The 12,281-nt window shown below is 65.1% G+C and carries 14 protein-coding genes; 9 read left to right on the forward strand and 5 right to left on the reverse strand.

Annotated elements, in window-relative coordinates:
• The 3 genes from T336_RS0116405 to T336_RS26210 form a co-directional block, all read left to right on the forward strand.
• On the forward strand, positions 1–330 hold a 330-nt coding region (locus T336_RS0116405; protein ID WP_026433377.1), incomplete at its 5' end, for an IS5/IS1182 family transposase.
• Positions 331–642: 312 nt separating this feature from the next.
• A complete protein-coding gene (locus T336_RS26205; RefSeq protein ID WP_084151452.1) occupies positions 643–1,740 on the forward strand; it encodes a ParA family protein in 1,098 nt (365 codons plus the stop codon).
• A gap of 1 nt (position 1,741) precedes the next feature.
• Positions 1,742–2,398: a RelA/SpoT-related domain-containing protein gene (locus T336_RS26210; protein ID WP_084151449.1), complete on the forward strand. Its 657-nt coding sequence runs from the start codon at positions 1,742–1,744 to the stop codon at positions 2,396–2,398.
• 115 nt (positions 2,399–2,513) lie between these two features.
• Here T336_RS26210 and T336_RS25785 read toward each other — a convergent pair whose 3' ends face one another.
• Both T336_RS25785 and T336_RS0116415 read right to left on the reverse strand, forming a co-directional pair.
• The gene (locus T336_RS25785; RefSeq protein WP_051647272.1) at positions 2,514–3,305 is read right to left on the reverse strand and encodes a hypothetical protein; all 792 of its coding nucleotides are present in this window, start codon (positions 3,303–3,305) and stop codon (positions 2,514–2,516) included.
• Between the two features lie 33 nt (positions 3,306–3,338).
• Positions 3,339–4,763, reverse strand: coding sequence for an FAD-binding oxidoreductase (locus tag T336_RS0116415; protein WP_026433378.1), 1,425 nt, complete (start codon positions 4,761–4,763; stop codon positions 3,339–3,341).
• Between the two features lie 522 nt (positions 4,764–5,285).
• Between T336_RS0116415 and T336_RS0116420 the strand changes: the two genes are divergently transcribed.
• Complete coding sequence (locus T336_RS0116420) at positions 5,286–5,585, forward strand: hypothetical protein (RefSeq protein ID WP_156957879.1); 300 nt, start codon at positions 5,286–5,288, stop codon at positions 5,583–5,585.
• A 121-nt stretch (positions 5,586–5,706) separates the two neighbouring features.
• On the opposite strand, the gene T336_RS0116425 is transcribed toward T336_RS0116420, so the two are convergent.
• Complete coding sequence (locus T336_RS0116425; RefSeq protein ID WP_026433380.1) at positions 5,707–6,105, reverse strand: EF-hand domain-containing protein; 399 nt, start codon at positions 6,103–6,105, stop codon at positions 5,707–5,709.
• 157 nt (positions 6,106–6,262) lie between these two features.
• On the opposite strand from T336_RS0116425, the gene T336_RS0116430 reads away from it, so the two are divergent.
• The 5 genes from T336_RS0116430 to T336_RS0116450 all read left to right on the forward strand — a co-directional run bounded on the left by T336_RS0116430 (position 6,263) and on the right by T336_RS0116450 (position 10,199).
• Positions 6,263–6,850 (forward strand): cob(I)yrinic acid a,c-diamide adenosyltransferase, encoded by a 588-nt coding sequence (locus T336_RS0116430; RefSeq protein WP_019700284.1) that lies wholly within the window; start codon positions 6,263–6,265, stop codon positions 6,848–6,850.
• 181 nt (positions 6,851–7,031) lie between these two features.
• Positions 7,032–7,730 carry a glycosyltransferase family 2 protein gene (locus T336_RS0116435; RefSeq protein ID WP_019700285.1) on the forward strand — a complete coding sequence of 233 codons (699 nt, stop codon included), beginning with the start codon at positions 7,032–7,034 and terminating at the stop codon, positions 7,728–7,730.
• A complete protein-coding gene (locus T336_RS0116440; protein ID WP_026433381.1) occupies positions 7,727–8,785 on the forward strand; it encodes an acyl-CoA dehydrogenase family protein in 1,059 nt (352 codons plus the stop codon). Before T336_RS0116435 ends, T336_RS0116440 begins: the two co-directional genes overlap by 4 nt.
• Positions 8,773–9,561, forward strand: a complete 789-nt coding sequence (locus tag T336_RS0116445) for a PIG-L deacetylase family protein (RefSeq protein WP_026433382.1) — start codon at positions 8,773–8,775, stop codon at positions 9,559–9,561. The genes T336_RS0116440 and T336_RS0116445 overlap by 13 nt, the downstream gene beginning before the upstream one ends.
• Positions 9,558–10,199, forward strand: a complete 642-nt coding sequence (locus tag T336_RS0116450; protein ID WP_035226314.1) for a class I SAM-dependent DNA methyltransferase — start codon at positions 9,558–9,560, stop codon at positions 10,197–10,199. The genes T336_RS0116445 and T336_RS0116450 overlap by 4 nt, the downstream gene beginning before the upstream one ends.
• On the opposite strand, the gene T336_RS0116455 is transcribed toward T336_RS0116450, so the two are convergent.
• The gene (locus T336_RS0116455; protein ID WP_019700289.1) at positions 10,200–10,622 is read right to left on the reverse strand and encodes a hotdog fold thioesterase; all 423 of its coding nucleotides are present in this window, start codon (positions 10,620–10,622) and stop codon (positions 10,200–10,202) included.
• 81 nt (positions 10,623–10,703) lie between these two features.
• Positions 10,704–12,227 carry a succinyl-CoA:acetate CoA-transferase ScpC gene (scpC, locus tag T336_RS0116460; RefSeq protein ID WP_019700290.1) on the reverse strand — a complete coding sequence of 508 codons (1,524 nt, stop codon included), beginning with the start codon at positions 12,225–12,227 and terminating at the stop codon, positions 10,704–10,706.
• Between the last annotated feature and the right edge of the window lie 54 nt (positions 12,228–12,281).

The following is a 12,281-nucleotide window of genomic DNA, read 5'->3' on the forward strand; positions in this document are numbered from 1 at the left end:
AAATGCATCGATGCGCTGCCAGCCATCAGGGGACTGCAGGGCAAGCCGCGCCGCAGGCCTTCGAAGCTGCACGCCGACAAGGGCTACGACTACGCGCGTTGCCGTGCCTATCTGAAGAAGCGGGGCATTGCCAGCAGAATTGCCAGAAGAGGCGTGGAGAGCAGCGAGCGGCTGGGCCGGCATCGCTGGGTGGTGGAGAGAACGCATGGATGGTTTGCAGGCTTTGGCAAGCTGCGCATCCGCTTCGAGCGGCGGCTGGACATCCACGAAGCGCTGTTGAAACTGGCTGCAGCAATTATCTGTGCGCGCTTCGTGGATCGGTGGTGTTAGCCGCTCTAAAATCAATGACTTACGAGGCCATTTCTGAGAATTTCAGGGGTTTTGCAGACCTTCCCTAGTTGGCAGATTGACATAACAAGTTAGGAGCCTCTGCACGAATCAAAACGAAGTGCTATGAACCACCCCTGCTGCTGCCATCAGGCTCTTCATATTGGGTAATTCGTGGATTTCTCGTTATTCACGCTGGACCTCGGGTGCTTTGGAATCAGCTTGTCAAAGCCTGGTGCGATTCGTGTAGATATTCCTTGGATTTGTAATAGATGCTTGATGATGATTTTATTTGAATTTTCATGAGGAGGGAGTATGAAGTCGATAGCTGTTTTTAATAATAAGGGCGGCGTGGGGAAAACAACGCTTGCTTATCATTTGGCTAGTGCTATGGCCGATCTGGGGAAAAAGACTCTTTTGGTGGATTTAGATCCGCAATCTAATTTAACTCTTTATGGATACTCTCCGGAGGAGCTTGAGGAGTTATGGAAAGAAGAGGATGATTTTATTGAAGATTTTCCTCAGGCAAAAAAAGAAAGTAGTCCGGCGAGATATAAAAAAATAACTTCAACTACGAGGTCAATTCATTTTCTTCTCAAGCCTACGGAAGATGGCGTAGATGAATTAGAAAACCTACCGCCAGCCAGAAAACTTGCAAAGAATCTTGATCTTCTGCCTGGCCGTCTTTCAGTTCATATGTTCGAGAACAAGATTGCAAGTCGATGGTCAGAGGCCTTTCAAAGTGATCCTCTAGCAATCAGAACGATTACAAATATTAGTAGGATAATAAAATCTTATGGAGCGACAGGACGTTATGACATAGTAATTGTGGACACATCTCCCGCTCTAGGTATACTGAATAAGATAGTTATTTCGACTGCTGACGCATTCTTGGTTCCATGTGCGCCGGATATGTTTTCGGTCTATGGAATAAAAAATATTGGTAGAGCTTTAAGTTCTTGGATCAAAGACTTTTCGCTTCTAGAGAAAATTGTCGGAGCACGGCACGCCAAAAACTTGCCCACATCTCCCGTTGTTTTTCTTGGTTTCACTATTTACAATGCGAAAAAGAGGGGGGATGCTTCAAATGAATGGAAAATTGCAAAAGCACATTACAATTATGCGAAACAAATTCCGGCTGCTGTAAATAATTTCATTCCCAAGGAAACTATTAGCAAACGGGTCGAGAGCGACATTTCGAATCCAATAGGTGGGACATCTGTTATGTACTCTCATTCAACAATTCCCGGAATGTCTCAGAAATATAGAGTTCCTATCTGGAGTGTTCCCGATCATGCAAATTTAAGTGCAGAAGATCGGTCAAGCGTTTCACCAAATAGAAATCAATACATAGAAACTGAGTCAGCATATAAGGAGTTCGCCCAAGATGTGATTTCTCGGTTGGGGGACTAAAATGGCTACAACGAATAAAAATCCAGAGTCGGTAAGCAGTATTCTAGAAACTATTAAAGCGCAATTCCCCGTGATAGAGGGTTTTGGTAACACTGTTGAAGCTATATTGACCAAGGATCCGAGAGTCTATCCAGTAATTCATTCTTTCAAGAGGCGATTGAAGGGAGAGAAAAGTATAGAAGAAAAAATAAATAAAAAAAGACTTTCTGGTTCGAAAATAGATTCAACCAATGTATTTTCAGAAATTACTGATATATATGCGGTGAGGTTAATTCACTTATATCCTCATGATATAAAATCAGTTCATGATGTAATAATCGATCATGCCGCAAAGAAAGATTGGATTCTTGCAGAAAAACCGAAAGCTTACACCTGGGATCCCGATAGTGTTAACTTTCTAAAGTCTTTGGGGCTAAAGTGCGAATTAAAGCCAAGTTTTTACACATCAGTTCATTATTTGGTAAAACCGAGGAAGAACTCATTGGCTGTTTGTGAAATTCAGGTGCGATCTTTGCTCGAGGAGGTGTGGGGTGAGGTTGATCACAAAATTAAATATAAGGGACTGACCCAAGACGAACGCATAAATGAGCATCTGGCTGTACTTGCACGGTTGGTTAGTGCAGGATCACGGATTCTTTCGGCAATACAAAAAGGATAGTGATCGAGCTGGGCTTTAGGCCTGTTTGCATCATTGAGTTCGTGCATTGCAACGCATGCGGAAATCCACGACGCTGGAAAGTCGCTGCTGCGCCTGCCCCGCTTGCCAAGGGGCGTCAGCAGTCCGGCAGCATGCGCCACGTGTCGGCCGCGCGGCTGACCATGCCGCCGAAGCTGTAGAAGGTGGGCGATGCGGGAGCGGAAGGCAATGGCATGTCCTGGGCCATTCCAATGGCCTGGAGGTGCTTGTAGGGATTCTTTCTCTCGTCGCCGGGGAAGGCGCCGAACACGGACTGCGGTCCCGATCCGGAGGGAAGCCCGAGTGGCGTGCCGCCGAGTGCGTCGGCCGAAAACTTCGATGCCGGATCGATGGGCGTGGGAAAGATGCAGAACAGGGGCTCGATGCTCTCTTCCAGTTCGCGGTATCCGAGCAGGACCAGCGGCAGGTGCAGCGTCTCACCGACAGGCAGCAGGAATACCGTGCCCACGGGCGCCGTCATCCGCACCTTCTTCGGTTTTTCGCCGGGCGGCGGGCGGACCTGGACGGGCTTCGGAGGTGGGAGCGTGCTGCCCAGCTGGGCTGCCAGCTTCTGGAGCACCTTCCTTCTCGCGCCAGCATCGGATGGCGCGTCTGCTTCCCATACGGACAGGTCGCCGCCCGTGGAGAGCAGGGCGAGTGCCCTTTCCTTGACCGGCAGGGTGAGCCTGCCGTATTTCCACTGCGTATCCGCCAGGGGCAGGACGACCAGGCATTCCAGTTGCCGGTTCGCCGCCAGGCCGGGAAATCGCCCGAGGATGATTTCCGTGGCCTCTTCTGAGGAATGGCCCTGCCTGAGCAGCCGCACGTAATCATCACGAACATCGCACGCCGTGTCGTCGGCATACAGCCCGGTTCCCCATGCGCCCATGCAACCCCCCGATATGCCGGCCCGGCAACCGCCTCACAGCGCGAAAATCTTCCCCGGATTCAAAATATTCTTCGGATCCAGCGCCTGCTTGATCGCCCGCATCATCCCCACGGCCCCCGGCCCGGTCTCGTCCAGCAGGAAACCCATCTTGTGGATGCCCACGCCGTGCTCGCCGGTGCAGGTGCCGCCCATGGACAGGGCCCGGGCGACGAGCTGGTGGTTGAGCCGCTCGGCCACCATGCGCTCGTCGTCGCTGTTCGGGTCGATCAGGTAGCCGAAGTGGAAGTTGCCGTCGCCCACGTGGCCGACGAGGAAGTAGGGGATGCCGCTGGCGTCGGCCTCGGCGACGGAATCGAGCAGGCAGTCGGCCAGGCGGCTGATGGGCACGCAGGTGTCGGTGCTGATGGCGCGGCAGCCGGGGCGGCTTTGCACGGCGGCGAAATAGGCGTTGTGCCGCGCGGTCCACAGGCGCGTGCGCTCCTCGGGCGTAGTGGCCCATTCGAAGGCGTTGCCGTTCCACTCCTGTGCGATGGACTGCACGGTCTCGGCCTGTTCCTGCACGCCGGCGGGCGAGCCGTGGAATTCCATGAGCAGCATCGGTTCCTCGCGCAGGCCGAGCTTGCTGTGGGCGTTCACCATGCGCACCGTGTGCGCGTCGATCAGCTCCACGCGGGCGATCGGCACACCCAGCTGGATGGTCTGGATGACGGTGCGCACGGCGGCCTCGATGCTCGGGAACGAGCAGATGGCGGCGCTCACGGCCTCGGGCAGCGGGTAGAGGCGCAGCGTGACTTCGGTGATGACGCCGAGCGTGCCTTCGCTGCCCACCAGAAGGCGCGTCAGGTCGTAGCCGGCGGCACTCTTCTTGGCGCGGGTGCCGGTGCGGATGGCCTCGCCCGATGCCGTCACCACTTCGAGCGCGAGCACGTTCTCGCGCATCGTGCCGTAGCGCACGGCGTTGGTGCCGCTGGCGCGCGTGGCGGCCATGCCGCCGATGCTGGCGTCCGCGCCCGGGTCGATGGGGAAGAACAGGCCCGTGTCCTTGATGGCCTCGTTGAGCTGCTTGCGCGTGATGCCGGGCTGCACGGTCACGGTGAGGTCGTCGGCGTCCACGCTCAGCAGGCGGTTCATGCGCGAGACGTCGATGCTGATGCCGCCCTGGATGGCGAGCAGGTGGCCTTCGAGCGACGAGCCCGCGCCATACGGAATCACGGGCACGTCGTGCTGCGCGGCGAGGCGCACGGCATCGGCCACGTCCTGCGTGCTCTCGGCGAAGACCACGGCCGAGGGCGGCGGCGCCTGCATCGAGCCTTCGTCGCGCCCGTGCTGCTCGCGCACCGCCTGGGCCAGCGAGCACTGGGTGCCGAATCGGGCCTGCAGCGCGTCCATGAAGGCTTGCGGCACGGGGCGCAGTCGGATCTCGGGCAGCAGGTGGGCGGTGGCGGTGGGGGCGTTCATGGCGGGTGTCTCCTGGGGGAGATCCATTCTAGGCACCCTGCCTGCACCATGGGCATGCCTTCCATGGCCAGCACTTGAATGCAATGGGTACGGGCGGTTTACCAAATCGCGTCCTGCCAGCCTGCGCCCGATCTGCTTCGCAAGCCCTTGGCTGTGTTCGCGCCGCACCGTGTCCCCGCATGGGGGTATCGGTAGAGTCGCCCTCTATTTGAGGAGCCCACCATGGGAAACGCCTGCATGCCGATCCGTTCAGCCGGAACAAGAGCGAATCAGCCGCCTCAGGCATCCGGACCGGCCCGGATGCCGTCCGGGAGTAGTCAACGCAGCAGCAGTTATGCGCCAGCGGCAGAGCTGCCCATCAGTCCGCGGCGCAGAGCCGCTGTAGTGGCGCAGGGATTCGGTGATCTGCCGGACGACATTCAACAGCAGGTGACGGACCTGCTGCCCAGAACCGACCGGGGTGCGTTGCGCCAGGCGGGCCCGGCAACCCACCGGGCCCTTCCGCGCAACGAAAGAGACGCCATGCACGCCATGGAAGGTGCCCACGCGTTGCTGGACATCGGCCCCGATACCCCTGCGGACGAAGTCGCCATGGCGGTACGGCGCGGCGTCGCGGCGGCGGGGAACAAGGATTGGCAGGACCGTGGCACCTTGCTGGCCGCCGCGCGCCATGCCGTCGGCCTGCTGACGGAACACCCTGAGCAGGCACAACTCCTGGCGCACATCGACGCAGCGGTCCGGAGCAGCGGGCTGACATCGGAACAATGGCGGAGCGTGGAGGGTATCCACACGATGATGCTCCATGCCCGGCAATTCCGGTAGCCATACGCACCGAAACCCGCATGCCTCCTGCCATGCGGGTCGGGTCGGGGAATCACAATCCTGGAGTTCTCGTGGTAGTTGCGCAATCACAGAACGTCGGCAGGACGCTGGAGGCGGGCCGTCAGGATTTGGCGCCTGCCTCGAATTCGGTGCGGGACAGGGCACCGTCGTGGTTGGTGTCCAGTTCCTTGAAATGCTGGCTGATGGCGGGCAGGCGGGCGGCCTCCTGGGCGCTCAGCTTTCCGTCCTTGTCGGCGTCCGCACGGTCGAACGAGGCGCTGGCGGACGTGGTGGGAGAGGTGCCCCCGAAGGTGGCGCGGTTGCTGCCCGCGGCGGAGAGTCCCTGGGCGCCCATGGAGGTGGCGCCGGAATGCGATGGCGTGGAGTGTGTTCCCGCCGAGGGCGTGGTGGGGGAGGTCTGTGCATGCGCCGCGGCGCTTCCCACGGCGATGGCCGCGAAGAGCATCACGCTGCGGGCATCGAAGGAGAGGGTGGGTCGTCGTTGCTGCGTAGCTGGCATGGATGTCAGGCTCCGTAGAAGTTGAACAGGCCTTCATTCCACCGCAGCATGCCTTGCCGTGCCAGCGCTTTTGCCCGCTGTTGCCCGAGTACACATTCGCGCCCCGGATGTAACGGAAAATGGCGCCTCTTCTCCCCAATCCCTCCGGAAGGCACCCATGGGCAACCGATTGACACAGATTGCCACGCGCACGGGCGACGACGGGCGCACCGGCCTGGGCGACAACTCCCGCGTCTCCAAGCACAGCGCCCGGCCGCACGCCATGGGCGACGTGGACGAGCTCAACTCCCACATCGGCCTGCTGCTCTGCGAGCCGCTGCCGGAGGACGTGCGCACGCTGCTGGGCGATGTGCAGCACCAGTTGTTCGACCTGGGCGGCGAGCTGTCCATCCCGGGTTTCGAGCTGCTCAAGGAGGGTGCGCTCGCGCAGTTGGATGCGGCCCTGGCGCGCTACAACGCCACCCTGCCGCGCCTGCAGGAGTTCATCCTGCCCGCCGGCACGCGCGCGGCGGCGCAGGCGCATGTCTGCCGCACGGTGGCCCGGCGCGCGGAGCGCGCCGTGGTGGCGCTGGGCGAGGCCGAAGGCCTGCGGCCCGCACCCCGGCAGTACCTGAACCGTCTGTCGGACCTTTTCTTCGTGCTCGCCCGCGTGCTCAACCGCATGGAGGGGGGCGACGACGTGTACTGGCGCAGCGACCGCATGGCGCGCGCTGCCGCGCAGGACGAAGGTGCCGACGCGGGATAGCCGGCAGCGCTCCGCAGGTGGGCCTGTTCTCCTACGGCTGACGGGAGAACCCATGCATTACTTTCCTTTGGCAACAAAAGGAAAGCAGGACGTCAATGGAGTGCGTGGACAAGGCGGGCAGCCGGCAGCCCGGCAGTACGGACGGAGCGGTGCCCGGCCCGTGTGCCGCGAGGTGGACGCGATGATCGGCATCGTCGTTCCGGTCCACGACGAGGAAGAATGCCTGGACACGTGCCTTCGCGCCCTGCGCGTGGCTGCGGCCCATCCCCGGCTGCGTGGCGAGGGCGTGGAGATCGTGGTCGCGCTCGACGCCTGTTCCGACCGCTCGGCCGATATCGCGAGGCGCCACCGCGTGACGGCGCTGGCGCTGGAGCGCCGCAACGTGGGCGCGGCCCGTGCGGCAGGTGCCCGCGCAGCCCTGGATGCGGGTGCCCGCTGGCTGGGCTTCACCGATGCCGACAGCACCGTGGCCCCCGACTGGATCGCCAGCCAGCTGGCCCTGGCGAGCGATGTCGTCTGCGGCACCGTCGAAGTGCGTGACTGGCACGGATATTCCGGTGACGTGCAGCAGCGTTACCTGGCCGCCTATTCCGACGCACCGGGACACCGGCACATCCATGGCGCCAACCTCGGCGTGGCGTCGGGCGCCTATGTGCAGGCCGGGGGCTTTCCCGAGCTGTGCACGGGCGAGGACGTGGCCCTGGTGCGCGCGCTCGAGGCGTCGGGCGCGTCCATCGCGTGGACCGACCTGCCGCGCGTGGTGACCAGCGCGCGCCGCCGCTGGCGCGCGCCGGACGGCTTCGGCGCCTACCTGGCAGGCCTCGCGGGCCTGCCGGGGCCGGCGGCCATGGCTTCTGCCGCTGCGGGGGGCGTTGCATGACCATGCGCGACCCCGGCCACGGCGCGGCGCTGCTGCCCACGCTGCGATCCGTGCTGGCAGGCCTCGGCACGGATACCGGGCCGGCGGACGGCCTGCGGGCATTGGTGGATGCGGGCTGCGCGGACCTTCCGGCGCCCGGTGGGGGCGGCACGGCGGACCGCTGGCGTGCGCTGGGCGAGGTGGCCGCGCACGACCTCCCGCTCGTGAAACTCTACGAAGGCCACACCGACGCGCTCGCCATCCTGCGCGAACTGGGCGCCCCGGCGGGTATCGCGGGCAGCACCCCCGCATCGGCATGGGGCACCTGGGCGGCGGAAGCGCCCGGCGCACGCGTCACCGTGCATGCCGGCACGGACGGAACGGTGCTCCTGTGCGGCCGCAAGGCATGGTGCTCGGGCGCGCAGCATGCGAGCCACGGATTGCTGACTGCCTGGCATCCGGACGGCCAGGGGCCGCAGCTCGTGGCGGTGGACATGCGCCAGCGGGGCGTGTCGTTCTCCGGAGAGCAATGGCATGCCGTGGGCATGGCCGCCAGCGCCAGCGTCGATGTGCTGTTCGACGGCGTTCCGGCCGTACCCTTGGGCGCGGTGGGTGACTATTTGCGGCGGCCCGGGTTCTGGCACGGTGGCGCCGGCGTCGCGGCGTGCTGGCATGGCGGCGCGGTGGCCCTGGCGCGCGTGCTGCACGCGGCCGTCGCGCAGGCTCCCGAGGCGCAGCGCACGGCCTTCCGGCTCGCGGCCCTGGGACGGGTGGACAGGGTGCTGGCCGGCTCGGCGGCGCTATTGCGCGAGGCGGCCGGCTGGATCGACGCGCATCCACGCGACGATGCACGGCTGGCGGCCCTGCGGGTGCGCCAGGCGGCGGAGGCCGGCGCGCGGTGCGTGCTCGACGAGGTGGGCCGGGCCCTGGGGGCCACGCCCTGGTGCCGCGATGCCGGATTTGCGCGCAGGGCGGCGGACCTGCCGGTCTTCATCCGCCAGAGCCATGCGGAACGCGACGATGCCGCCATGGGCGAATGCCTGGCGGCATCGGAGGAGGCGCCATGGTCGATCTGACGGCAGACCGCGCGGCAGAACGGCAGATCGATATCGGCCGCCCGCGTTGCACTTCCCAGGCCTGGCAGGAGCAGCTGTCCCGCCGCAGCGGCGCCTGCATGCCCATCTCGGCCATGGTCGGCGCTGCCCAGCGGCTCGTGGTGCTGGCGCCGCATCCCGACGACGAACTGCTGGCCTGCGGCATGCTGATGCACGCCCATGCCCGCCGGGGTGGCGATGTCCTGATCATCGGAGTGACCGACGGCGAAGCCAGCCACCGCGACGTGCCGGGCTGGTCGGCGCCGGACACCGCCGCCATGCGCCGCCGGGAGCGCGTGGAAGGCCTGCATGCGCTGGGCGCCGGCACGGCCGACCTGCTGCTGCTCGGCCTGCCGGACGGCGCCCTGCAGGAGCGCGTCGGTGACCTGCAGCAGGCGCTGGGCACGCTGCTGCGCCCGGACGATGCCGTGGTGACCACGTGGCGCCTCGACGGGCATCCGGACCACGAAGCCTGCGGCCTGGCCGCTGCCGGCGCGGTGCGCGGGGCCGGCGCACTGCTGTGGGAGGCGCCCGTGTGGATGTGGCACTGGTCGGAGCCTGAGCACCCGAAGGTGCCGTGGCACCGGCTCTGCGCCTTCCAGCCCCCGGCAGGGGCCGCGGCAGCCAAGCAGGCGGCACTCGCCCGCCACCGGTCGCAGCTTTCCGAGCGCGGCCAGGGCCTGGCGCCCGTGCTCGACGGTGCGATCCTGGAGCGCGCCCGGTGGCCGCTCGAATACTTCTTCCTTCCGGGGGCATGACGATGCCCGTGGATGTCGGCCATTCCGCAGACGGCGGCGCGGTCCCGGCGCGGCATTTCGAGGCGATGTACGCCGGCAGCGACGATCCCTGGCGCTTCGACGGCAGCTGGTACGAAGCCCGCAAGCGCCGCATGCTGCTGGCGGCGCTGCCCCATGAGCGCTATGCCCGCGCCTTCGAGCCCGGCTGCGCCACCGGAGTGCTCACGGCCGACCTGGCCCCGCGCTGCGGCCGGCTGCTCGCCACCGACGGCGCCGCGCGGGCGCTGTCGGTCGCCGGCCAGCGCCTGCGGCCGCATCCCCATGTGACGCTGCGGCGCATGTGGGTGCCGGACGAATGGCCCGAAGGCGCCTTCGACCTGATCGTTCTCAGCGAGTTCGTGTACTACCTGGCCCCCGCCGGCATCGACCGCCTGGCGCAGCGCGTGCGCGCCTCGCTCGCGCCCGGAGGCGTGGTCGCGGCATGCCACTGGCGCCGGCCGATCGAGGGATGCGCTCTCGGCGGCGACGCGGCGCATGCACGGCTGGAGAACGCGATGGCGCTGCACCGCGTGGTGGACACGACGGATGCGGATTTCCGCCTGGGGGTGTGGGCGGCCGCTACGGAGTCTGTCGCCTGCCGGGAAGGCAGGGCGGATTGATCAGCGCGGCGCGAGGATCGCCATGGTGAGGCGCGAGACGCAGGTGAGGTCGCCGGCCTCGTTGGCCATGTCGATCTGCCACACGTGCGTGGTGCGGCCGATGTGGATGGGCCGGGCGGTGCCGGTCACCCAGCCCTCGGTGGCGGAGCGCAGGTGGTTGGCGTTGATGTCCAGGCCCACCGCGCGGCAGCCCTCGGGCGAGGCGTAGAACGCTCCCACGGAGCCCAGCGTTTCGGCCAGCACCACGCTCACGCCGCCGTGCAGCAGGCCGAAGGGCTGCCTGGTGCGCTCGTCCACCGGCACGCGGGCGCGCAGGAAGTCGTCGCCGATCTCGGTGAACTCGATGCCCAGGTGGGTCACCGCGTTCGGCGTGGCCGGATGGTTCAGGCTGTGCAGGTCGATGGGCTGCTTCCAGATCGGCATGGGCGATGTCTCCTTCAGGTGCGATCCGGTGATTATGGGAGGCGCCGGTTTTTCCTGCAGGCCTGCCCGGGACAGGGGCCGTCAGGCGCGCATGGTGCCCGTGCGCAGGTAGCGCTCGTGCCACGACAGCGCCTCGCCCAGCAAGTGCGGCGTGTGCAGGCCGCAGCCGCTCGCGCGGGCCCGCGCCACGTAGTCGCGCAGGGCGGGGCGGAAGTCGGGGTGCGCGCAGCGTTCGATCACCACCTCCGAGCGCTGCGAGGGCGAGAGGCCGCGCAGGTCGGCCAGGCCCTGCTCGGTGACGAGGATCTGCACGTCGTGCTCGGTGTGGTCCACGTGCGACGCCATGGGCACGATGCACGAGATGCTGCCGCCCTTGGCGAGCGAGGGCGTCATGAAGATCGAGAGGTACGCATTGCGCGCGTAGTCGCCCGAGCCGCCGATGCCGTTCATGATCGACGAGCCCATGACGTGCGTGGAATTCACGTTGCCGTAGATGTCGGCCTCGATCATGCCGTTCATCGAGATCAGGCCCAGCCGGCGGATCAGCTCGGGGTGGTTGCTGATCTCCTGCGGGCGCAGCACGATGCGGTCGCGGTAGAAGCCGATGTTGCGGGTGAATTCCTCGGTGGCCGCGGGGCTCAGCGACAGGGCGGTGGCCGAGGCGCTGTCCAGCGTGCCGGAGCGCAGCATGTCCAGCATGCCGTCCTGCAGCACCTCGGTGTAGGCCGTGAGGTGCTGGAAGGGGCCGGCGTCCAGCCCCGCCAGCACGGCGTTGGCGATGTTGCCCACGCCCGACTGCAGCGGCAGCAGCGTGGGCGGCAACCGTCCGTGGCGCACTTCGTGCTGCAGGAATTCGATGATGTGGCCCGCGATGCGTTGCGAGGTGTCGTCCGGCGGATTGAAGACGGAGTTGCGGTCGGGCGAATGGGTGGGCACCACGGCCACCACCTTGGCCGGGTCGCAGCGCAGGTAGGGCTCGCCGATGCGGTCACCGGGCTGGACCAGCGGGATCGGCACGCGGTTGGGCGGCAGGTCGGTGCCGTAGTAGATGTCGTGCATGCCGTCCAGCCCCTCGGGCTGCCAGGCGTTCACCTCCAGGATGATCCTGTCGGCCTGGTCGAGCCAGGTCTTGTTGTTGCCGACGGAGGACGACGGGATCAGCCGCCCGTCGGGCAGCACGCCGGCCACCTCGATCACGGCCACGTCGAGCCGGCCCCAGAAGCCGAACCACACGTAGGGCGCCACGTGGGACAGGTGGGCGTCCACGTACTGCATCTTGCCGGCGTTGATCTGCGCGCGGCAGGTCGGATCGGACTGGTAGGGCATGCGCATGTTCACGCCGCCCACCTTGGCGAGCGCGCCGTCGAGTTCCGGCGCGGTGGAGGCGCCCGTCCACAGGCCGATGCTGAAGGGCTCGCCCGCGGCGTGCAGGGTCTCGATGCGGGCGGCGAGCGCGGGCGGGATCACCTTGGGATAGCCGGCGCCGGTGAATCCGCTCATGCCGACGCGCGCGCCGTGCGGGATGAGGGCGGCGGCCTGCTCGGCCGTCATGAGCTTGTCCCGCAGGACGGGGCATTGGATGCGGGAAGTGTCGAAGGAAGGCATGGAAGAGCCGGGCGCGAGGCCGCGTGGAAAGCCGGGAGGAGGCGGATGCAAAAA

The organism is Paracidovorax oryzae ATCC 19882 (genome assembly GCF_000687165.1).
Lineage (GTDB): Bacteria > Pseudomonadota > Gammaproteobacteria > Burkholderiales > Burkholderiaceae_C > Paracidovorax > Paracidovorax oryzae.